The sequence below is a fragment of the Streptomyces sp. NPDC021356 genome, assembly GCF_040641015.1.
GTDB lineage: Bacteria > Actinomycetota > Actinomycetes > Streptomycetales > Streptomycetaceae > Streptomyces.
Genome location: NZ_JBFACU010000067.1, coordinates 1 through 21,147, shown reverse-complemented (window position 1 = coordinate 21,147; position 21,147 = coordinate 1). Strand labels below are relative to the sequence as shown.

Annotated in this window: 18 protein-coding genes and 1 pseudogene; 7 read left to right on the top strand and 12 right to left on the bottom strand. The window is 74.7% G+C overall.

The genetic code is table 11. The features are described 5' to 3' along the window. Positions 1–200: 200 nt before the first annotated feature. The 5 genes from AB0G56_RS40740 to AB0G56_RS40720 all read right to left on the bottom strand — a co-directional run bounded on the left by AB0G56_RS40740 (position 201) and on the right by AB0G56_RS40720 (position 4,305). Positions 201–614 carry an SRPBCC family protein gene (locus tag AB0G56_RS40740; protein ID WP_360980957.1) on the bottom strand — a complete coding sequence of 138 codons (414 nt, stop codon included), beginning with the start codon at positions 612–614 and terminating at the stop codon, positions 201–203. A 168-nt stretch (positions 615–782) separates the two neighbouring features. Further along, positions 783–1,970 (bottom strand): AI-2E family transporter, encoded by a 1,188-nt coding sequence (locus AB0G56_RS40735; RefSeq protein WP_360980954.1) that lies wholly within the window; start codon positions 1,968–1,970, stop codon positions 783–785. Between the two features lie 116 nt (positions 1,971–2,086). Continuing rightward, positions 2,087–2,680, bottom strand: coding sequence for an alpha/beta hydrolase (locus AB0G56_RS40730; RefSeq protein WP_360980966.1), 594 nt, complete (start codon positions 2,678–2,680; stop codon positions 2,087–2,089). Between the two features lie 14 nt (positions 2,681–2,694). Continuing rightward, complete coding sequence (locus tag AB0G56_RS40725) at positions 2,695–3,462, bottom strand: SOS response-associated peptidase (RefSeq protein WP_360980951.1); 768 nt, start codon at positions 3,460–3,462, stop codon at positions 2,695–2,697. Positions 3,463–3,495: 33 nt separating this feature from the next. Further along, positions 3,496–4,305, bottom strand: a complete 810-nt coding sequence (locus AB0G56_RS40720) for an SAM-dependent methyltransferase (RefSeq protein WP_360980948.1) — start codon at positions 4,303–4,305, stop codon at positions 3,496–3,498. A 374-nt stretch (positions 4,306–4,679) separates the two neighbouring features. Here AB0G56_RS40720 and AB0G56_RS40715 point away from each other — a divergent pair, with 374 nt between their 5' ends. After that, positions 4,680–5,963, top strand: coding sequence for a SpoIIE family protein phosphatase (locus tag AB0G56_RS40715; RefSeq protein WP_360980963.1), 1,284 nt, complete (start codon positions 4,680–4,682; stop codon positions 5,961–5,963). A gap of 600 nt (positions 5,964–6,563) precedes the next feature. After that, on the top strand, positions 6,564–6,791 hold the full coding sequence (locus AB0G56_RS40710) for a hypothetical protein (protein WP_360980945.1): 228 nt from the start codon (positions 6,564–6,566) through the stop codon (positions 6,789–6,791). A 19-nt stretch (positions 6,792–6,810) separates the two neighbouring features. On the opposite strand, the gene AB0G56_RS40705 is transcribed toward AB0G56_RS40710, so the two are convergent. From AB0G56_RS40705 to AB0G56_RS40685, 5 genes and pseudogenes are all read right to left on the bottom strand, one after another. Next, positions 6,811–7,854: a hypothetical protein gene (locus AB0G56_RS40705; RefSeq protein ID WP_360980942.1), complete on the bottom strand. Its 1,044-nt coding sequence runs from the start codon at positions 7,852–7,854 to the stop codon at positions 6,811–6,813. A 286-nt stretch (positions 7,855–8,140) separates the two neighbouring features. Then, on the bottom strand, positions 8,141–9,505 hold the full coding sequence (locus AB0G56_RS40700) for a N,N-dimethylformamidase beta subunit family domain-containing protein (protein WP_360980960.1): 1,365 nt from the start codon (positions 9,503–9,505) through the stop codon (positions 8,141–8,143). 396 nt (positions 9,506–9,901) lie between these two features. Beyond that, a complete protein-coding gene (locus AB0G56_RS40695; protein WP_360980939.1) occupies positions 9,902–10,465 on the bottom strand; it encodes a hemerythrin domain-containing protein in 564 nt (187 codons plus the stop codon). Positions 10,466–10,619: 154 nt separating this feature from the next. Continuing rightward, positions 10,620–11,393: pseudogene (locus tag AB0G56_RS40690) on the bottom strand (cytochrome P450). A 279-nt stretch (positions 11,394–11,672) separates the two neighbouring features. Beyond that, positions 11,673–12,296, bottom strand: a complete 624-nt coding sequence (locus AB0G56_RS40685) for a hypothetical protein (RefSeq protein WP_360980936.1) — start codon at positions 12,294–12,296, stop codon at positions 11,673–11,675. A gap of 247 nt (positions 12,297–12,543) precedes the next feature. Here AB0G56_RS40685 and AB0G56_RS40680 point away from each other — a divergent pair, with 247 nt between their 5' ends. Beyond that, positions 12,544–13,077 carry a DoxX family membrane protein gene (locus AB0G56_RS40680; protein ID WP_360980933.1) on the top strand — a complete coding sequence of 178 codons (534 nt, stop codon included), beginning with the start codon at positions 12,544–12,546 and terminating at the stop codon, positions 13,075–13,077. Between the two features lie 233 nt (positions 13,078–13,310). Here the strand turns inward: AB0G56_RS40680 and AB0G56_RS40675 are convergent, their stop codons facing one another. Further along, complete coding sequence (locus AB0G56_RS40675; protein WP_360980930.1) at positions 13,311–13,484, bottom strand: CsbD family protein; 174 nt, start codon at positions 13,482–13,484, stop codon at positions 13,311–13,313. A gap of 148 nt (positions 13,485–13,632) precedes the next feature. Between AB0G56_RS40675 and AB0G56_RS40670 the strand changes: the two genes are divergently transcribed. Further along, positions 13,633–15,246, top strand: coding sequence for a right-handed parallel beta-helix repeat-containing protein (locus AB0G56_RS40670; RefSeq protein WP_360980927.1), 1,614 nt, complete (start codon positions 13,633–13,635; stop codon positions 15,244–15,246). A 65-nt stretch (positions 15,247–15,311) separates the two neighbouring features. Here the strand turns inward: AB0G56_RS40670 and AB0G56_RS40665 are convergent, their stop codons facing one another. Further along, positions 15,312–16,892: an MFS transporter gene (locus AB0G56_RS40665; RefSeq protein WP_360980924.1), complete on the bottom strand. Its 1,581-nt coding sequence runs from the start codon at positions 16,890–16,892 to the stop codon at positions 15,312–15,314. A 296-nt stretch (positions 16,893–17,188) separates the two neighbouring features. On the opposite strand from AB0G56_RS40665, the gene AB0G56_RS40660 reads away from it, so the two are divergent. The 3 genes from AB0G56_RS40660 to AB0G56_RS40650 all read left to right on the top strand — a co-directional run bounded on the left by AB0G56_RS40660 (position 17,189) and on the right by AB0G56_RS40650 (position 20,981). Then, the gene (locus tag AB0G56_RS40660; protein WP_360980921.1) at positions 17,189–18,562 is read left to right on the top strand and encodes a polysaccharide pyruvyl transferase family protein; all 1,374 of its coding nucleotides are present in this window, start codon (positions 17,189–17,191) and stop codon (positions 18,560–18,562) included. Next, positions 18,562–20,031 (top strand): FAD-dependent oxidoreductase, encoded by a 1,470-nt coding sequence (locus tag AB0G56_RS40655; protein WP_360980918.1) that lies wholly within the window; start codon positions 18,562–18,564, stop codon positions 20,029–20,031. The genes AB0G56_RS40660 and AB0G56_RS40655 overlap by 1 nt, the downstream gene beginning before the upstream one ends. Before the next feature lie 104 nt (positions 20,032–20,135). Continuing rightward, positions 20,136–20,981 (top strand): SigB/SigF/SigG family RNA polymerase sigma factor, encoded by an 846-nt coding sequence (locus AB0G56_RS40650; protein WP_360980915.1) that lies wholly within the window; start codon positions 20,136–20,138, stop codon positions 20,979–20,981. Positions 20,982–21,147: the final 166 nt, after the last annotated feature.

Here is a 21,147-nt window from a genome sequence, read left to right as displayed (position 1 = left end):
GGGGGGGGGGGGGGGGCCGGGGGGGGGGGGGGGTGCGCGCCCTACCGTACCCGCGCGGGCGGGGGGGGGGGGCCCGGCCCCCCCCCCCCCCCGCCGCGGCATGCCCGCACCCTTCTGCTCTGCTGCTTCGCTGCTTCCCGTCTTCTCCGGTCCGGACCTCTACCCGCTCCTCGGTGCCGGGCGCGGGTGCCGGGCGCGGCTCAGCCGGCCGCGTTGTCGACCCGTATCCGGACCTGCTCCTCCAGCCGCCGCAGACTGCTGTCGAGGGCGTCGCAGGCGGCTCGCTCGCCCGGATCGTGGCTGTCCTCGAAGAACGACAGGTGCACGGTCACCTCGCTGGCGCCGCTGCCGATGCCGGCGACCTGGAGCCAGCCGGCGTAGCCGCCCTGTTCCCGGGTGCCCCACTCGATCCGCATCTGGTCGCGCTCGGCGCGCAGCAGCGCGGAGGTGTCCTCGCCGGTGTCGTCCTCGTGCACGGTCACGGCAGGTGGTTCCTCGGCGTGCACGTGCAGGGCGTCGGGCAGCCAGGCGTCGAGCCGACCGACATCGGCGGCCTGATCGAAGACCTGCTCGGGCTGCGCGGGCATCGTGCGTGAACGTTCGTACTCGGACATCGCGGAACCGTCCCTCCACTCGGTGTCGTACCCGGACCGCGTGCCCGTTCTGGCGCGGCCGAAAAGCGTGCCCGCGGGCGCGTGGGCCGGGCGGCCCGGCCCGACGGCGGACCGACGCCCGGGCGGCCCGGCGCCGCGGCGGCCCGGACGCTACGACGGTCCGGGACGCTACGACGGTCCGGGACGCAGAGCCCGCAGGACGGCCCAGACGACCGAGACGAAGGGCACGGCCACGATCGCGCCGATCACCCCGGCGACGATGCTGCCCGCGATCACGGAGACGGCCACGACGAGCGGGTGCAGCCGGACCGCCCAGCTCATCACCAGCGGATGCAGTACGTGGCCTTCGAGTTCGCCGATGACGACGATGAGCAGGATCACGGCCAGCGCCGTGACCGGACCGCGTCCGGCGAGCGCGACGACCGTGGCCACCGCCAGGGCGACGGGCGAGCCGACCAGCGGGATGAAGGCGGCGAAGAACTCCAGCAGGGCCAGCGGCAGCGCGAGCGGCACCCGCAGCACGAACAGCGCGATACCGACCAGTACGGCGTTGGTCGCGGCCACGATGATGATGCCGCGCGTGTATCCGGCGAACGCGCGCCAGGCCGCGTGACCGGCCTGGTCCCAGACGACCCGGGCCCCGCCGGGCAGCAGTTGGTCGCGCACCCAGCCCCACAGGCGCTCGCCGGAGTGGATGAAGAAGACGGAGGTGAAGAGGGCGAGCGCGGCGGCCGTGACCAGTTCGACGATTCGCCCGAGGCCGCTGAGGGCGCTGTTGACGAGGCCGGCCCGGTGGGCGGCCAGATAGGACAGGAGTTGGTGCTGCAGTCCGGAGAGCTTGCCGGGGCTGAGCCGGAACGGCGGACGCTGGAGCCACTGTTCGATCCGGTGGATGCCGCCGGTCAGCTCGGTCGTGAGCTGCCCCCACTGCCCCGCCACCACGTCGCCCACGAAGGCGAGCAGTCCGAACAGGAACAGCAGGCTGCCCACGAGGACGGCGGCGACGCACAGCGCTCTGGGCAGCAGCCGGTCGAGCAGGTCGGCGAAGGGGCGCAGGACCGAGGTGACGACCAGCGCGACGAACAGGGCCACGGCGATGAGCTGGAAGCGGCCCAGGACGGTGAAGACGCCGTAGACGGCGGCGCCGACGAGGATGAGGCGCCAGGCGTAGGAGGCGGCGACGCGCAGCCAGGGCACCGTGCGCTCGGCGCGGGGGTGCTCGGCGGCCGGCGGCGTCCGCACCGGACGGAAGCGCGGCGGGAGCCATGCGGAGTACGCCGGTCTGCTGCCCAGGACCACCTCGCCCGTCCGGCGCCCGCGGCCCCGCCCGGCCGCCGGTCCGCCCGCACCCGCCACCGCGCCTCCCGTTGCCCGCCGCCGGTCACGTCCGGAGCGTGTGACCGATGGTCACCTCCAGAGCACGGTACGGGGCGGCCGGGCGGGGCGGCGGGCGCAACGCGCCAGGGCACCGGTCATCGGGGGACACGGGTCCCCGTCCGGCGCAGGTGCTCCTCGATCAGCGCGCAGGTGGCGTCGGGCTGTTCGAGTTGCGGCAGGTGGCCCGCCCCGGCGATGACCTCGAAGCGGCCGTTTCCGAAGGCGCGGGCGTACGCGGCGCCGTAGGCGGGGGTCACGATGCGGTCACTCTCGCCCCACAGCAGCAGGGCCGGGGTGCGGACCCGTCCGAGCCGGCGCAGCAGCTTGGGATCGTGCATGCAGGGGTCCCCGGCGAGGGCACGCATCGTGGCCATGTCGGCCAGGCGCAGCTCCGCCTGGCCGGGCGTCAGGTCCGCGGCGGCGGCGAGGACGGGCGCCGGGTCGTGCCAGGAGAGTGCGGCCAGGTCGCGGGGGCCGAGGGAGAAGACGTCGGCGATGGGTTCGGCGGGCACGTGCGCGCCGACCGCGTCCAGGAGGACCAGGCCGGTGATGAGGCCCGCCGTGTCCCGTACCGCCATCTCGGCGGCGATCCAGCCGCCCAGCGAGGAGCCGACGACCATGACGTCGTCCAGGCCGCGGTCGTGCAGGTGGTGGAGGGAGGCGAGGGCGAGGTCGTCGACACCGGTCAGCCACGCGGGACGGGTCAGGGGTTCGTCCCCGCCGTGCCCCCCGCCCCCGCCTCCTCCGTCACGAGGCTCGGCCCGTTGTTGCGCACGTCGTTGACGGCCGCGGAGACGCGGCGGACGTCGAGTCGCCCGGCCGCCGGCAAGGACAGCAACTCGCGCAGGTCTCCGGTGTCCCGGTGGCCGGGGTCGAGCCAGGCGTCGTAATGCTCGGGGGCGAGCGCGAGCGGCATGCGCGGGTGGACGCGGCCCGCCGCGTCGGTGGCGTCCGTGGTGATGACGGTGCAGGTCGTCAGCCAGGCCGCCGGGTCGTCGCCGTCCCGCACCGCCGCATCGCGCCAGTACTCGTACAGACCGGCGAGCGCCATCACCCCGCCGTCCTCGGGATGGATGAAGTACGGCTGCTTGCGGGGCCGGCCCTCCTCGGTCCCGGCCCGCTGCCATTCGTAGAAGCCGTCGGCGGGCAGCAGGCAGCGGCGCGCGGCGAAGGCGCCGCGGAAGGCGGGCTTCTCGTGCACGGTCTCCACCCGCGCGTTGATCATCCGGGCGCCGGCGCGCACGTCCTCGGCCCAGGACGGCACCAGGCCCCAGCGCAGCACCCTCAGCTCACGGCGCACCCCGGCCGCCGTACGCCCACCGCGCGGGGCGCGCTCCAGGACGGCCCACACCGGATCGGTCGGCGCGACGTTCCAGCTGGGCTCCAGCGCCTCCTCGGGGTTCCACCGGGTCACCCCGAAGTGCCGGGCCAGCTCCTCGGGACCGCGGGTGGAGACGAAACGACCGCACATGCGGCCAGCGTGCCACGGGCCCGTCGCGCGCGCCTACGCGCTCTTGCGGCCCACTCCCGCGTACACCCAGTACGAGGAGGGGTTCCGCGGGATCTCGTCCCCCGGTCCCGGGCGCCACAGCGGGACGTGGACCAGCCCCGGGTCCACCAGGTCGAACCCGTCGAAGAGCGCCTCGATCGCGTCGTGGGAGCGAGCCGTGACGGGGGACGTCGCGCGGTCGCGGTACAGCTGCCCGACGGCGGCGGCCGTGTCCGGACGGTCCTCGTCCGTGGCATGGGTCAGGGCGAGCCAGCTGCCCGCGGGCAGGGCGTCCCGGAACGCGGCCACGATGCCGGCCGGGTCCTCCCGCGGCGTGACGAAGTGCAGGATCGTGATCATCAGCACGGCGACCGGCTGCTCGAAGTCGATGAGCTTGCGCACCCCGGGTGCGGCCAATATCTCCTCCGGGCGCCTGATGTCGGCGGCCACGATCGTCGCGTCCGGGTTGTCGGCGAGCAGCGCCTCGCTGTGCGCGACCGCCACCGGGTCGTTGTCGACGTACACCACCCGGGCGCCGGGAGCCGCGGTCTGGGCGACCTCGTGGACGTTGCCCTGGGTGGGGATCCCGGAGCCGAGGTCGATGAACTGGCGGACGCCCGCCTCCGTCAGGAAGCGCACCGCACGGCCGAGGAAGGCCCGGTTGGCGCGGGCCAGGGTGCGCACCTGGGGGTCGATCGCCGTGAAGGCGGCCACCGCCTCCCGGTCTATGGCGAAGTTGTGCTCACCGCCCAGCATGGCGTCGTACATCCTGGCCACACTGGCCTTGCCCGGATCCACGCCGTGCGGCAGACCGTCCACGGGCATGACCAACTCCCCTACGTCTCGGCGTCCTTGACCGGACATCATATAGTTGCCCACGGCATACGCCACTGCCTCCCCGCTCCCCTCGCTCCGCGCCCGCGCCCGCGCCCGCAGGACCGCCCGACGCCCCGAAAACCCGCTGACCGCCCCGCCGCTCCGACCTCCCCGAGTCCCGACCGACCTCGACCACCCGGACCGCCGTACTGCCTGGACCGCCCGAACCGCCTGGCCCGCCCTTCGCCGACACCGGCCCCACCCGGAAGGCAACGACCCTGCGGAACACAGAACGCACCGAACCCCGTGTCCCCCGTGAACCCGAAGGCCCCCACCCCTCGGTCACGGTCCGCCGCCGGCACTTCTCCCCCGCGGCCGACGCCATCGGATCGGAACTCGACCTCGAGCTGACCGGCCGCCACGTCGTGCACGCGCTGGCTCCCGGCTTCTGCGACGCGGCCTCGGTCTACCTGCTCCAGCGCTGGCTCCTGGAGGAACAGGCGCGCATGGCCGCCGATCCGCCGCAGATCGAGGCGCGCAGGCTCGCCCTGCGCATAGGGTCGGACGCCGCGGAGGACTGGGAGCACCTCCTCCCGGTCGGCGAGGTCCTGGTCTTCCCGCGCGAGACGCCGTACGCGCGGGCGCTCGCGACCGGACAGACGCAGCTGCTCGACGGCGTGGACGAGCACACCGTCGAACGGCTGCGCAAGACCGGGCCGGACCACTCGGGCGTGGACGCCCTGCTGCGCACCGCCTCGTTCCTCATCGTGCCGCTGCGCCTGCGCGGTACGGCCGTCGGCTTCATCGCCTGCACCCGCGGCCCGGACCGGGAGGCGTTCACCCGCGGCGAGGCCGTGGCCGTCGAGTCGCTCGGGGCCTGGGCCGGCGTCGCGCTCGACAACGCCCGGCGCTACGAACGCGAGCGCCGCACCGCGCTGGCCATCCGCCGCAGCCTGCTCCCGGACACCGGGCAGGCGTTCGAGGGCTGCCGGGTCGCCCACGGCTACCGGCCCGCCGGGCAGGACAACGTCATCGGCGGCGACTGGTACGACGTCCTGCCCCGGGCCGGCCGGCGTCTCGGGCTGATCGTCGGGGACGCGATGGGGCACGGGCCGGAGTCCGCCGTCGCCATGATCCAGCTGCGCACCGCCGTACGCACCCTGGCGAGCCTCGACATCGACCCCTGCGAGCTGCTGCACCGGCTCGACTCCGTAGCCGGGGACACGCCCGGTGCCCCGTTCGCCACCTGCATGTACGCGGAGTGGGACGCGGATCTGCACACGTGCACCTTCGTCGGGGCCGGCCACCCGCCGCCGCTGGTGCGCGGGCCGGACGGTCCGGCGGCACCCGTCTCGCTCGCCACCCCGGGGCTGCCGCTCGGGCTGGGCACGGGCCGCTACGAACCGACCGTGCTGCGCCTGTCCGAGCCCGCGCTGATGCTGCTCTACAGCGACGGGCTGGTCGAGTCCCGCACCCATGACATCGACCAGGGCATCACCCGGCTGGCCCGCGCCCTCGACGCCGGCGCCGGTGAAGTGCCGGACGCCGGGGAACCGGACGCACTGCCGTCGCTGTGCCGGCGGCTGCTGGCCGGCTCCGGCTGCGACGACGTCACCGACGACCGCACGCTGCTGCTCGCCGAACTGACTCCGGGCAGGGCGGGCTGACTCCCGGGCAGGCTCCGCGACAGGCTCTCCGCCAGGGCGAGCCGGCTTCCGGCGGGGACCGGAGGGCACCCGCCGCGGCGCACGCCGCCCGGGCCGCTTGTCGCATGAGCAGAAGCGTCCGTTCGAGCGGTGTCCTCACCTGATGCGGTGAGGGTGCGGAGCACGGCGCGTACGGACGGGCAGGGTACGCCGTTGCTCCGGCATGGACAGCACCTCGCGGGGCGTGCCGCCCTCACCCGAGCGCCCCCGGAAGCGGACGACGACGGCGTCCTTCGTGGACTCGCACGCGAGCGCGCCCCCGCCCGCTCCCGGTGCGCCCGGCGCGGGCGATCGGCGCGCCCCGCTCGTGCGGCCGTGGGGCACCGGAGCTTCCACAGGCGTGCCACGGCCGGATGCCGGCGCGGACGCGGCGGTGCCCGCGGTGCCCGTGCCTCGCGGGATCCCGGGCCTGTGAGGCCGGGGACACCGGACGCCCGCGCGGGCGCCGCGTGGTGGGAGCGTGGGGGGCCGGTGGCACCGCTTGCTCACGGCCCGGTGACGACGGCATCACGATGGCTGCCGCAGGCGTTGCCCGGGCCCCGGCCCGTCGTTGAGCGCGGCATGGAAGCGTGGGAGGACGGCGACTGCCCCTGGTGCCGCTCGTTGCTCGGCTCCGGCCGTGTCTTCGCGGAACCGGGCCCGGGGCGCCGGAAAAACGATCGTTCCGAAGCGGGGGGCGAGGCCCCGTTCACCTGGGCGGACCTCGCCCGCCCGGTCATCGTGCCCATGGCGGCCCTGACCGTGGTGGCGGCGCTGATGATCGCGCTGACCTGGTCCGGCCTGGGCTGAGGGCCGGTGCCGGCCGGGCTCAGGTGCGGAAGCCGACGTGGATGTGGTCGTGGTGCGTGGCGTCGCTGAAGAACTGGTTCGGCCGGGTGCCGCCGGAGAGCAGCACCGGTCCGCCGACGTTGTAGGAACCGGCGTCCGCGGCATCCCGCATGAACCGCTCCACCAGCGAGCGGGGAGTGCCCGGGTCGACGACCGGCCGGCCTTCGATGCGCCACACGTCGAAGGCCCGCCCGCGCGGGTGGTCGCTGGGGCGGTTGGTGCCGAAGACGTCCAGGGGGTGCCCTGAGCGGACCACGCTCACGGCGATCCGGTACGTCCCGGCCAGGCGGAGCATCGCGGCGAGCACGCTGTCGTGGACCCGGCCGCTGCGCAGATCGTCCGCGGCGGCGGGCGGCAGCTCGATCCGGGAGTCGGCCAGCACCCGGCGCGCCGCGGCCGGAGGCACGGCCTCGGGCGGCCCCGGACGGGCCGGGTGCAGCGCGGTGACCACCCATCCGCCGCCGGTCCGGGCGAGCCGTACGTCGACCGTCGTACCGCCCGCCGTGACGGTGGCCCCGCGCCGGGTCCACTGCCGGCACACGACGAGCACGCTCGCCGAGTCGGCGAGGATCCCGCCGTACTGGGCGTCCACCACCTGCAGTACGGCCTCGTCGGCCGAGGGCAGCAGGGGACCGGCCTGGGCGGCGAGCGCGGGCCGCTGGTGCGCGGCGGCCGCTCTGGCCCGCGCTGCGGCCGCCACGCCCCCGCCGCCGGTCCAGGCGCCCAGGGCCTCGATCAGTTCCACGGCACGCTGTTTCACCGTGGGTTCGACCTCGGCGGACGTGGGACGCCACGGCTTGGTGCGGGGCAGCGCGGGATGCGCGGGACGCGCACCGGACGGTGCGGGCGACGCGGGCGCACCGGTCGTGGAACCCGCCGGCACGGGGCCGGTACCCCGGTGTCCCCCGGTGGTGGGGCCGGTCGCCGTGCTGCAGCCCGCCGCGCCGAGCGCGGTCCCGGCCATGCCCAGGAGCACGGCCCGGCGCCCGACCGGCCGGGCCGTGAACGCGGACCGACGGCTCATGGGGTCCAGTGTCCGCCCGCGGACCGGCGCGCGCCTGACGGAGACACGCCCTGGGACGGACGCGCAGGGCAGAGGCACGCATGGCAGAGACCCCTCTGAATGAGACCCGTCCGAGGAGACGACGGGGCGGTGACCGGTCCGGGGGCTCGATCCCCTGGCCCGGGCGGTGCTGCACAGCCGGGTGATCCCGGCCGGCAATCCCGTCGGCCTCACCGGCGCGCTGTGGGAGTCCGTACGCCAGGGGTCCCCGCCCGCCGTGGCCGACGCGGCCGGGTGACGGCCGGGTTCACGCCGTGGTCCCGTACAGCCGGCGCACGTTGGGGCGCGGGGCGGGGCGGTGGCGGGCGGCCGGGCCCTCGGCGAAGGCGCGCAGGAGGTTCTCCGTGGTGCGGGTGACGAAGGCTCGGGTACGGGCGTCCATGCCGTGGTCGCGACCGAGTTCGCCGGTCCCCGCCATCAGCGCCTCCACCCAGCGCATGGTGCCCGTCGCGAAGACGCCCGCGCCGCCCGGGACGGTGTAGTACGCGGAGTCGCTGTGGCTGCGGGCGCCGGCGTGCACCAACGGCGAGTGTGCGGTGATCTCCAGCGGGGAAGGGACGGGCGCGCCGGGCGTGACCCGGTCGTACTCCACCCCGACCAGGTGGGCGAAACTCTCGCCGGCGCGGGCTCCGGTGCCCTCGTGGAGCCAGTGGTCCGCCGCCTGCACGACGTAGGGGGCGTCCACCGGGTAGCCCTCGTAGAGCACCCCGGTGAGGGAGGACTCGGGGTCGGCGGCCGGGGCCAGCCGGAAGTCGGTGGTGACCTGCGCGGGGCGGGAGGGGTAGTACGGGTCGTCGCGGTAGGAGGACTTGTAGCAGACGACGGTGCGCCCCTCCCCCGCCGCGCCGGCCTCCAGACGGACCCGACGGAAGCAGGTGTTGGCGCCGAGGAAGGCCACGTTGGTGCCCGCGTCCCGGGCGGCGGTGACGTGCGCGCGCTGCTCGGGGGTCCAGTACTCGTCGTGGCCCAGGCAGATCACGGCGGCGGCTCCGCGCAGGACCCCGGGGTCGTGGTGCAGGTCGGTGCCGGTGGTGTACGCCAGCGGTATGCCGAGCCGTTCGGCCAGGACCACGGCCGCCCACTCGTACGTCAGGAACTTCTCGGCGCCGTTCTTGTCGTAGGGCCGGTCGAAGCTGACGGCCAGGGAGCGGGTCGTGTAGGCGCCCGAGGCACCGTCGTAGAGGCTGTACCCGCCCCACCGGTTGTACGCCTGCCAGGTGGCCGGGGCGTGCAGCAGGACGGTGCGGCCGGCGCCGTGCACGGAGCGCACGATCAGCGGGAGGTACCGCTGGTGGCCGTTGTCCGCGTCCAGGCGCAGCAGGTAGGCCCCCTCCGGCCAGCCGTCGGTGTCGACGCCGAGCGTGCGCGGCCAGTCCGCCCGGACGGTACGGGTGGCGGACAGGACGCGGGCGGCCGGACGGGCGCGGCCCCGCACCGGCGCGGAGCGCCACACGAGCCGGGCGTACGTCCCCGCGTACCAGCCGACGCGGAAGGCCGAGACGCGGAACGACTCTGCCGTGGTCGACACGTGCAGGCCGCACTCCTGGCCGGGCACGACGCTCACCCGGTCGGTGTAGCCGGCCACCGCGTCGGGCGGGCCGGGCGAGGTGATCCGCCAGTCGCCGGTGCCGGGCCGGTCGCGCTCCGCCTCGGGGCGGTGCCGGTCGGCGGCGGGCGGGGTGCGGCGGGCGGCCGGGTGGTCGCAGGCGGTCGCCGTGCCCAGTCCGGCCGCGCCGGCGCACACCCCGAGGAAGCCCCGGCGCGGCAGGCCGTGGTGCGGGTGTTCCGCGCCGTCCGCGGAGTGCGTGGAACGCGTGCCGTGCGGCTGCGGCTGTCCGTGTCGCGTGTGCCGCTGTTCCTGGTCGGGGCTCACCCGTCCTCCCGGGGTGCGGGCCGCGTCGTCGCGCGCGGGCTCGGGCAGGTGCGTCGCGGGGGCCGCCGGACCGGGAAGGTCTCGGCGGCCCCCGCGAGCGGACTCACCGGCGCTCTGCAGGGACAGCCACGTGCGTCAGCCGGTCTTCCCGCGGCCGGACAGCGCGTCCCGGATCCGGTCGACCATGCCGGCCCCGGGGGCCAGGAGCTTGTTCGCGGGCGGTGTGTCGGGGGCGGAGGGGTGCGGCCGGGTCGGCGCCGTCTTCTTCGCCGTACGCACCTTGTCGCCCAGGTCCTCCAGCCCCTCGGGGGTGGCCGCCTCGCGCAGCTGCGGGAAGAGGTTCTGCTCCTCGTCCGTCACGTGTTCGCGGATCTCCCGCATCAGACGGCCCATGAGCTGGTCGAACCGGGCGTCGTCGGCCTGGCAGCCCTCCAGGTCCTTCATCGTGCGCTCCGCCTCGGAGTGGTCCTGGATCTCCCGGTCGGCGATCGCGTCGCCGTCGCGGAGGTACTGGCGCACGGCCGGATAGAGGTACATCTCCTCGGCCACGGAGTGCCGGACCAGTTCGATGGTGGCCTGGTCCGCCAGGTCCTTGCGCCTCTTGTCCCCCGCCGGGAGGGCCTCGATCTGCGCGAAGATCTCCTCCACCTCGCGGTGATCGGTGGTCAGTTCGTGGATGACGTCTCCGCCGTGTCCCATGGCAGCGCTCCTCGCTGTTCGAAGGTGGTGTGTCACCGGTGGACCGCCCGCCGGGTTCCCGGGCCGGCCCGTGCCACACCGCCGGACGGAGGATCACGCGAGTGGCCGCGCCCGGCTTGCCGTCCGGCCCGAGGCATGGGCGGCGGACGCCACGTCAGCGCCGGGCGGGACGGAGGCCGGTGGCCGTGTCGGTGCCCGTCGCCGCCGTGGCCGCCACGGTGTGTCCGGGCGGACGTACGCCCGTGATGACGACGCCGCTGCGCGGCCGGGTCGCGATGCGGCGCAGCGAGATGCGCAGGTCCTGGCCGGGAACGTCGTACTCCAGCCGGGCCAGGCGCCTCCAGGAGACCGAGGGTCACGCCCTCGCCGGGGCAGCGGTGCCCGGTGCGCGGGTCGCCGCCGCCCTGCGGGATCAGCTCATCTCGTTCGGCCGGGCGTTCGAGGAAGCGCTGCGGGCGGAAGGTGGACGGGTCGCCCCAGAGGTCTTCGTCGTGGTTCTGGCCGTGGACATCCAGGAGCACCGTCCCGCCTTGCGGGAGCGCGTGACCCCGCCAGGTGAGGTCCCGGACCGCCCGGCCGCCGAGGAAGGGGGCGAAAGGGTGCAACCGGCGGACCTCGTGGGCGAACGCGACGGCCTCGGCGCCGTCCGCGTCCGGCAGCCGTGCCCGGTGCTCGGGCCGTCGGTGCAGGGCGTGCGCGGCGAAGGCGACGAACCGGCTCACGGCGACCGTGGGGCGGAGCACGTGGAGCAGTTCCACCGCCGCTGTGCGCACGGGCAGCGGTCGGCCCGGACGGGCTCGGGGAGCGCGCCGTCGCGGCGGACGTTGCGTGCGTCGTAGAAGAAGCGGACCGCGGCCGGTCCGCGCAGGGCGAGGGCGGGGCGGCCCAGGAGGCGGGTCGGGACGGCCCGGCCGGCGCTCTCGCTCATGCGCTGCGGCAGCCAGGTGAACCCGCCCGCGAGCGGGGAGAGCGTCTGGTCGGTCAGGGGGCACAGGGGGCGTCGCTCGCGTCCGTGCCCCGCCGAGTGCCCCGGGCGATGCCGGGGAACCACGACGGTCCGCCCGGTCCACCCGATTCATCCGGCCCGTCCGATTCGACTGGCCCGCCCGATTCGACTGGCCCGTCCGATTCGACTGGCCGTCCGACCCGCTTGCCGCGTCCGGTCCGTCTGCTCCGTCCGCCGCCGGGGCGGACGGACCGGACGGCCTCAGCCCTGGCGGACCGGCCTCAGGTCGGTGATCTTGCGGGTCCTGAGGTCGGACCGTACGTCGATCTTCGTGACCTGGGCGTTCCTGCCGTCGCTCCAGGTGAGCGTGACCCTGCTGGAGGCGTGGCCGCCGCCCGAGCCGGTGTAGTCGACCTTCCACCGCACCGGCACGTTCTGGGCGAAGAGGATGCCGTCGGCGTGTTCCCTGGCCTCGTACGCGGCGACCTTCCTGCGCGCGCCGGCGGTCAGGTAGAAGGCCTTCAGCGCCTTGGCGTCGGCCGCCGCGGCCGGGTCGGAGCCGTCCCAGGCCGTGTCGATGTAGGCGCCGTAGAAGTCGGCGACGCGCTGGCTGACGCTGCGCGGGTCGCCCTGGAGGGCGGAGACGGGCACCGACGCCGTCCGGGCCGGCCCGGGGGCCGTTCGCGCGGCGCCGGCGCCCGCGGGAGCCGGATGGGCGGCCGCGGGGGCCGGGTGGGCGGCCGCGGGAGCCGGGTGGGCGGCCGCGGGAGCCGGGTGGGCGGCCGCGGTGCCGGCCAGCGCCGGGGTCACGGCGGCCAGGGAGAGCGCCGCCGCGAGGGCGGAGGCGGTGAGCAGGCTACGTCGGGTGCGGACACGCATGGGCATGTGAGTGTTCCCCCAATGCACGGGGCCGGGCGGTTCCCGGCTCGTCGGTCGGCAGGTAAGACCAGGGCACGCCGCCCCCCGGTTCCGTGATGTCCTGAAAATTGCTACAGATGGGCACACTTCCGGAATGATGAGGAAGGTTGCCCGGTGTTCCGGCCGATCCGGCCGGGCCCTCCGGCTTCGAATGCATCCGGTGGGTCCGGGAACCCGGCCGAGGCCGTACACCCCCACCCGTCTGGAGAGGTCCATGAGTCTGCTGCGCGTGGCCGGTCGTCCCCTGCTCGCCTCCATGTTCGTCGCCGGAGGCATGAACTCCGTACGCAACCCCGAGGGCGTCACTCCGCTGGCCGAGCCGGTCGTGCGCCCCCTCACCGAACGCGTGGCCCTGCTGCCGGACCGGACCGAGCAGGTGGTCCGGCTGAGCGGTGGTGTGCAGGTGGCCGCCGGGGTCCTGCTGGGCCTGGGACGGCTGCCCCGGCTCTCCGCGCTGGCCCTGGCGGCCACACTGGTGCCCACCACCGTGGCCGGGCATCGCTTCTGGGAGGCCGAGGACCCCGCCGAACGCGCTCAGCAGCGCATCCACTTCCTGAAGAACCTCTCCATGCTCGGCGGGCTGCTGATCGCCGCCGACGACACCGGCGGGTCGCCCTCGTGGCTGTGGCGGGGCCGGCACACCGCGCGCGGGCTGCGACGCGACGCCGGGCTGGTGCGCCGCTCCGTCCGTGTCACGGCGGGCCCGGCCGCGACGATCGGCGGCCTGCGGGCCAAGCTGCCGGGGTAACTGGCACGCCGGGGTGGGTAACGGGCACTGGGCCGAGGCGCGCGGGGCGACGGGCGCCGGGTCACGACGCGGGCGGTCACGCACACAGGGGCCCCCGACACCCGTAGTCCCAGACACCCGTAGCACGCATCGAGCAGCGAGAAGCCTCTGCGGGTTCCCCCGGCCGGGGGAACCCGCAGAGGCTTCTCTGCTCGCAGCTTCAGCACGCAGTCGGTCGCCCTACGTCAGGGCGGTCACGGCTTGAGGGCGTCCTTCCCCTTCTCCTTGGCCTGGCGTGCGTCGCCCTTGGACTTCTTGGCCTGGCCCTCCGCGGTCATCCGCTCGTTGCCCACGGCGCGGCCGACCGTCTCCTTGGCCTTGCCCTTCATCTGTTCCTTCTTGGCCTTGGCCTTCTGGTCACCAGCCACTGTCGCTCACTCCAAGCCACAATCGGGGGTCGGTGTCATCACGTCGGGTGTCCGGGGCGGTGCCCCGCAAACCTCGCTCCCTGCCGCCGTTGCCGCCGGCGCGTGCGGGGGTACCCGGCGCCGAGGCCCCGGGAAAGGAGCAGCGCCCATGTCCGAGCCCCTTGCCGTCGACGCCCGCGAGTACGGCCTGGCCGGTGACGGAGTCACCAACGACCAGCCGGCCTTCCAGCACCTGGTGGACGCACTCGGCGCGGCCTGCGCCGCCGACGGGCGCCCGCGCGTCGTGCACGTTCCCGCCGGGCGCTATCTGATGGTGGACGAGCCCACCGTCTGGCGCAGCGGCGTCTCCCTCATCGGAGAGGGCCGGGGCGCCACCTGCTTCGTGCTGCGCAATCCCGGCGACCGTACGACGCCCGTTCCGCTGGCCTGGTTCACCGCCCGGCAGCACGGAGCCGACCGGGACAACCACCTGGCGGACCTCGCCTTCGCCCACTTCGAGATCGACGGCTCGGGGGTGACGACCGAGGAGTACGACCCGCTGGCCAAGGGTCTCGGTCTCCAGTACGTGCTGCGCGGGCGCTTCAGCGACCTGTACATCCACGACACGGCAGCTACCGGGTTCGGCTGCGACTTCCTCCAGGACACGGTCGTGGAGGGGGTGCTGGCCGAGCGGTGCGGGCGGCAGGACAGCGGTGAGCAGATGGGCGGGGCGGGCATCGGGATCGGCATCGGCGGCTGGGGTCCGGTCGAACGGCTGACCCTCACCACGTGCACGGCGACGGGCAACGGCACCAACGGGATCTTCCTCGAACTCCAGAACGACGAGTGGGCGCCGCCCAGCGGCATCCGCATCACCGCCTGCCACGCCGAGGACAACCGCTTCGGCATCTCCGACTGGGGCGCCGACGGGCTGCTGGTCACCTCGTCGACGATGCTCGGCAACCACGAGGCGGGCTTCGACGTGTCCTCCCAGGGCACCACCCGCATCGGCGGCCGGGGCGGCATCGTCACCGGCTGCGTGATCGACGGGAACGTCCGCGACGGGGTCGGTCTGGGCAACACGCCGGGGCCGTACGCCCTGAGGGGCAACCGGATCAGCAACAACGGGCGCTACGGCTACTGGGAGCACAACCTGGCCGGCGGGGACGAGGAGGCGGCCGCGGACATCGTGCTGGAGGCCAACGACATCCGGGACAACGCGCTCGACGGGGTGCGGATCGACGCCGTCATGCGGGACCTCGCCCTCGTGGACAACCGTATACGCAACAACGGCCGGCGCGGAGCGGGCGCCGTGGAGGGCGGTGGCGAGGGAGTGCGCTTCGCCGCGCTGTCCCTGACCGACGAGAAGGCCGACTGGCCCAAGGACGGGCACCGCGGCAAGGAGGTGGCGGTGGGCACGCAGACCGCGCTGGTCACCAGCAACTCCCCCACCGAACTGCGCCTGGCGCCGCTGCGCCCCGGCGCGGACACCGCCTGGGAGGACGGCGTTCCCGAGCCGGGCTCCGCCTACCGGCTGCCCGACGCTCCCGTGCTGCGCGCCGCGCTCACCGTGGACGCCGCCGTGACCCGGCCGCGGATGCACGGCAACAGGATGGGCGACGACCAGCCGACCCGGACCCAGACCCACGGCATGTGCATCACGGGCAACGGCAGTTGGACCGACGGCCGGGTCCTCGACAACGACCTGAGCGGGAACGCCCGGGAGGCCACCCGTTTCGACACGGAGCCCGCGGGCGGCCTGTGGCGCGACGAGGACGCCTGACCGGGCCACCACCAGGCGGGGTGGCGACCGCGTGTCGACCGAGGCGCGACGCTGCGGAACGCGCCTCAGCCCCGCCCGGCGTCCGGGCAGGTGCCGCGCCCGATTTCCCGGCCGCTCGTACCGCCGTTCGAGTGGGTGGGCTCGTCGCCGGGATGCCGGCGGCCGGGGCCGCCGGAGGGCCCCGGTGCCCGGCTCGGGGGCCGCTCGTGGTGGTCGCGGCGCCAGTCGAGGACCGCCACCGTCAAGGACGCCAGCATGGCCACGAGAGCGAAGCCCACCGAGAGGGACACGGCGGCCCGGTAGTCCTCGGCCGTCGAGCCGAGCACCGTGTAGAACAGGCCCGGCAGCGCGGCCGTGCCGACGGCGCCGCCCAGGCGCTGGCCGGTCTGCAGGGCGCCGCCCGCAGCCCCGGCCATCCGCACCGGCACGTCGCGCAGCGTCATCGTCACGTTCGGGGAGATGACGCAGCCGCTGCCCAGCCCGCCGATGAACAGGGCGGGCGCGGCGAGCCAGGTGAGGACGCCGGCCGGGGCCGAGTGCAGGATCAGCGCGGTCGCGCCGAGCCCCGCCACCACCGCCACCAGACCGCAGACGGTGAGCAGCCGGCCCAGCCGCTCCACCAGCCGCCCGGAGACCACCGCGGCGACGGCCGAGCCGATCGCGAAGGGCGTCACCGCGAGGCCCGAGCGCAGCGGCGCGTAGCCGAGGCCGTTCTGGAAGAACAGCGCGAACACCAGCCACACACCGCTGAATCCGACGAAGTACAGCGCGCCCAGCGCCGTCCCCAGCGCATAGCCGCGGGTGCCGGTGAGCAGCCGCGGATCCAGCAGGGGCTGCCCGTCCCGCGCCGCCACCCGCCCCTCCCAGCAGGCGAAGCAGACCAGCAGCGCCAGGCCGAGCGGGAAGAGCCACCACAGCCGGCCCAGGCCGCCGCTCTCCGCGAACACCAGGGGCAGCATGAGGGCCAGCACGCCGACACCGAGCAGGGCCACGCCGGGCAGGTCGAGGCGTTCCCGGCGGCCGGGTGCCACCCGGGGCAGCAGCCGCAGCCCGAGCAGGAGCGCGAGGGCGCCGACGGGGACGTTGACGTAGAAGATCCAGCGCCAGCCCTGGGTGCCGTGCGCGAGGGCCAGGATCAGGCCGCCGGTGATCGGTCCGACCGCGCTGGAGACGCCCACGACGGCGCCGAAGAGGCCGAAGGCCCGTCCGCGTTCCGCGCCGCGGAACATCTGCTGGATCAGCGCGGAGTTCTGCGGGGCCAGGCAGCCGGCGCAGGCACCCTGCGCGAGCCGGGCCACCACCAGCCAGGTGATGGTGGGTGCGGCGCCCGCGGCGGCGCTGCACAGGACGAAGGCGGCCAGGGCGCACAGGAAGATCCGGCGGCGGCCCATGGCGTCGCCCAGCCGGCCCGCGGGGACCAGGACGAGGGCGAACGCGAGTGCGTACCCGGACACCACCCACTGCACGGAGGAGGCCGAGGCCCCGAGGTCGCGCTGCATCGACGGCAGCGCGACGGCCACGATGGTCACGTCGAGCAGGCTCATGAAGCCGGTGGCCAGCGTGACCCACAGGGCCTTCCAGCGCCTGGGATCGGGCGTGTCCGCCGGATCGCCGCGGCGGCCGCCCGACCGCACTTGCCTGTTCACGAACGCTCCTCCCGGTCGCGGCTCGTCGAGCGCGCACCGGCCGTCGTCGTCCTGCGCGCCCCAGGGCGCGTTCCCCCGTGGGACGCAGCGGAACACCCTCACGGACACCATCGCCGCATCCCGCCGCCGTGGCCACTCCAGCGCGCGCCACGGGCGTTGGGCAGCCTGCGCGGTCCGGCAGCGGCTGCCGGACGGCGGCGGAGGTGTTTTCCTCGTGGGATGAGGGCAACTCGGCCCGCGCCTCGGCCGCGCCCGTCCTCGCAGTCACCGCCCGCCCCACGGAACGGGAGTCCCGGATGACCACCTCACAGTCCCGGCCGCCCCGTCGGGGCGGCCCGCGCATCGGCCTGCTGGGTTCCTACGGCGGCTACAACATCGGCGACGAAGCCATCCTCCAGTGCGTCCTCGGCTGTCTGCGCTCCCACCGGCCGGGGGCCCGCCTGATCGTCTTCAGCCGCGACGCCGAGCACACCCGGGCGCACCAGCCGGGCGCCGACGAGGTGGTGGACTGGGAAGGCGTGCCGCAGAAACAGGTGACCGACGTGCTGGCCGGTCTCGACCTGCTGGTCCTCGGCGGCGGCGGCATCCTCTACGACGGGGAGGCGCGCCGGTATCTGAAGCTGGTCCGCGCGGCCCAGGTGCGGGGTGTGCGCACCTTCGCCTACGCGGTCGGCGCGGGCCCGCTGCGCGAGAGCGACGACCGGGAGGCCGTGCGCACGGTGCTGGCGGACATGGACGAGGTGGTGGTGCGCGACCAGGAGTCCCGGCTGGTCCTGGAGGAGGTCGGGGTCGAACGGGACCTGGTCGTCACCGCCGACCCGGCGCTGCTGCTGCCGCCGGAGCCGTTCACCGCCGAGATGATGCGGCAGGAGGGGGTGCCCGCGAACGCCCGGCTGGTCGGGATGTCGGTGCGCGAGCCGGGCCGGGCGGCGGAGAAGCTGGACGAGGGCGACTACCACGCGCTCCTCGCCGATGTCGCCGACTTCCTGGTGCGCCGGCTGGACGCCCATGTGGTGTTCATGCCGATGGAGCGCCACGACGTCCGGCACGCCCACGCCGTACTCTCCCGGATGACCGCCCCGGACCGGGGCCGGATCCTGCACAGCGCGTACACGCCGGGGCAGGTGCTGGGCCTGATGAGCCACCTCGACCTGGTCGTCGGCATGCGGCTGCACTTCCTGATCTTCGCCGCGGTGTCCGGCCTGCCCGTGCTGCCGCTGCCGTACGCCGGGAAGGTCTTCGACTTCGCGCGCCGGCTGGGCGCCCCCGCGCTGGTCGGTGTGGCGCGGGAGCAGGTGGGGCTGCTGCTGGCGGAGGTCGACCGGCTGTGGGACGAGTTCCCGCAGCGCCGGGTGGACCTCACCGCCCGGGTGCGGGCCCTGCGGGAACTCGCCGCGGAGACCTGCGCGCGCTGCGGTGCCCTGCTGGATGCCATGGACGAGGAAGACTCCGGGAACCGGGACGACGCCGGAAACCAGGAAGACGCCACGGGCCGGGACGCCGAGAAGCAGGGGGCCGCGAAGCAGGAGGATGCCGTGGGCGGGCGCGGGCCGGGGACCGCAGGGCCGGCCGCCGGTACGGGCGTCGCGGGGCCGCAGGGTCTGCGCCTGCTCGGCACGGGGCCCGAGGACGGCGCGGTGCCGCGTCACGGCGCGGGTCAGGAGGCGTGATGCCCGTTCTGCGGCGGCCGGAGGAGCCGCGGACCGTGACCGTCCCCGCGCGTGCGGCCCAGCACGCGGGCCGCACGGACGTCCTGGTGGTGGGTGGCGGCCCGGCGGGCACCGCGGCGGCGTACGCCGCGGCCGAGGCGGGCGCCGACGTGATCCTCGTCGAGCGGTACGCCTTCCTGGGCGGCAACGCCACCGTCGCCCTCGTGATGCCGCTGATGTCCTTCCACAACGAGCACCGCCAGGCGGTGTTCGTCGAGGACGGTGCCGGTGACCGGCTGCTGCCCACCGACCACGGGGAGGGCGAGCCGGTGGTCGCCGGGTTCCTGTGGCGTCTGCTGGACCGGCTCACCGCCTGCGGGGGCTGCGTGCCGCCGTCCCTGGAGACGGGCTACACCGTCCCGTTCGACCCGGAGCTGTTCAAGCTCGTGCTGCTGGACATGCTGGACGAGGCCGGGGTGCGGATGCTGTTCCACTCCTTCGCGTCGGCCGCGCTGCCCCTGGCGGACGGCTGGCGGGTGGTGTTCGAGACCAAGTCGGGGCCGGTGGTGATCGACGCGGGGGTCGTCGTGGACGGTACGGGCGACGGCGACGTGGCCGCCTCCTGCGGGGCACCGTTCGAGGTGGGGCGCCCGGAGGACGGGCGGGTCCAGCCGATGACCCTGATGTTCCGGATGGCCGACTTCGCCCGGCCGCGCTTCGCCGAGTACGTGCGGGCCCACCCCGACCAGTGGCGGGGCGTGCACGGGCTGTGGGACCTGGTCCGCGAGGCCACCGAGGCGGGCGAGCTGCGGCTGCCGCGCGAGGACGTGCTGTTCTTCGGCACCCCGCACCCGCACGAGCTCTCCGTCAACAGCACACGGGTCACCGGCGCGCTGGGCATCGACGTGTGGGACCTGAGCCGGGCCGAGTGGACGGCCCGGCGGCAGATGGCCGAGATCGACCGGTTCCTGCGCTCGCGCGTGCCCGGGTTCGAGGAGGCGTACGCCGTGCAGAGCGGCACCCAGATCGGGGTGCGCGAGACCCGCCGCGTCCTCGGGGACTACCGGCTCACCGGCTACGACATCCTGGACGCGCGCGCCTTCCCGGACGTCGTCGCGCACGGCGCCTACCCCATCGACATCCACAACCCGGAGGGCAGCGGCACCGTGATCCGGCGCGTTCCCCGGGGGCGCTTCTACGACATCCCCCTGCGCTGCCTGCTGCCCACCGGGACGGACCGGCTGCTGGTCGCCGGGCGGTGCATCTCCGGGTCCCACGTGGCGCACTCGTCGTACCGGGTCATGCCCATCGCCATGGCCACCGGGCAGGCGGCGGGGATCTGTGCCGCGCTGGCCACCCGGCTGGGGCGCAGCCCGCGCGAGGTGCCGTACGCCCTGGTCCAGCAGGAGCTGGGACGGCAGGGCGCGCGGCTGCGGGTGGGAGGTCCCGGAGGGGTCCCGGCGGGTGAATCGAGCCCGGTGGAGAAATAATGGGTGTGGGGCGTCGGAGCCCGGGTACACGCAGCGAAGTCCGCCCCTGGAGACAGGGGCGGTCACGGCATGAGGAATCACCTGCTGAGAGGGAGGGCCGCACGATGGCGGTGACCATGGAGGCGAAGGCGACTCGAGCTCGGACGGAGCTGCCGGAGGTGCCCGACCCCTCGCAGGTCGCACCGACCGACGCGCGCGCCTTGTCGCGGGTGTTCTTCGACCGGCTCGCGCACCTGGAAGAGGGCACGCACGAGTACCAGTACGCCCGCAACACGCTGATCGAGATGAACATGTCCCTGGTGCGGTACGCGGCCGGCCGCTTCCGCAGCAGGGGTCCCCAGGAGATGGAGGACATCGTCCAGGTCGGCATGATCGGGCTGATCAAGGCGATCGACCGGTTCGAGCTGGCCCGCGAAGTGGAGTTCACCTCCTTCGCCGTGCCGTACATCGTCGGCGAGATCAAGCGTTTCTTCCGCGACACCACCTGGGCGGTGCACGTGCCGCGGCGGCTGCAGGAGGCCCGGGTCGAGCTGGCCAAGGCGACGGAGGAGCTGAGCAGCCGGCTCGGGCGCAAGCCCACCACCAAGGAGCTGGCGGAGCTGATGAACCTCCCCGAGCAGGAGGTCATCGACGCCCGGGTCGCCTCCAACGGCTACACGTCCGCGTCGCTGGACGCCGCCGTCAGCGGCAGCGAGGACGGCGAGAGTGTCCTGGCCGACTTCATCGGCGTCGAGGACATGACCATGGAACTCGTGGAGGACGTCCACAGCCTCGCTCCCCTGCTGGCGGAGCTGGACGAGCGGGACCGGCAGATCATCCACATGCGGTTCGTCGAGGAACTCACCCAGGCGCAGATCGGCGAGCGCCTCGGGATCTCCCAGATGCACGTGTCGCGCCTGCTCAACCGGCTGCTGGGCCGGCTGCGGCAGGGGCTGCTGACGGTGCACTGAGCCCGGGCGGCCCGGGAGCGGCACCGCTTCACAGGGGCCGGTCGCCTTCCGCCACTTTGCGAGAGTGGCGGAATGACGCCGCATGGGTGGTACCGGGAGACAAGGTGGAGGCAGGGACACTCGCCTGTGCAGTCGCCACCACCGGTGGAAGCGCGCGCATCCGAGG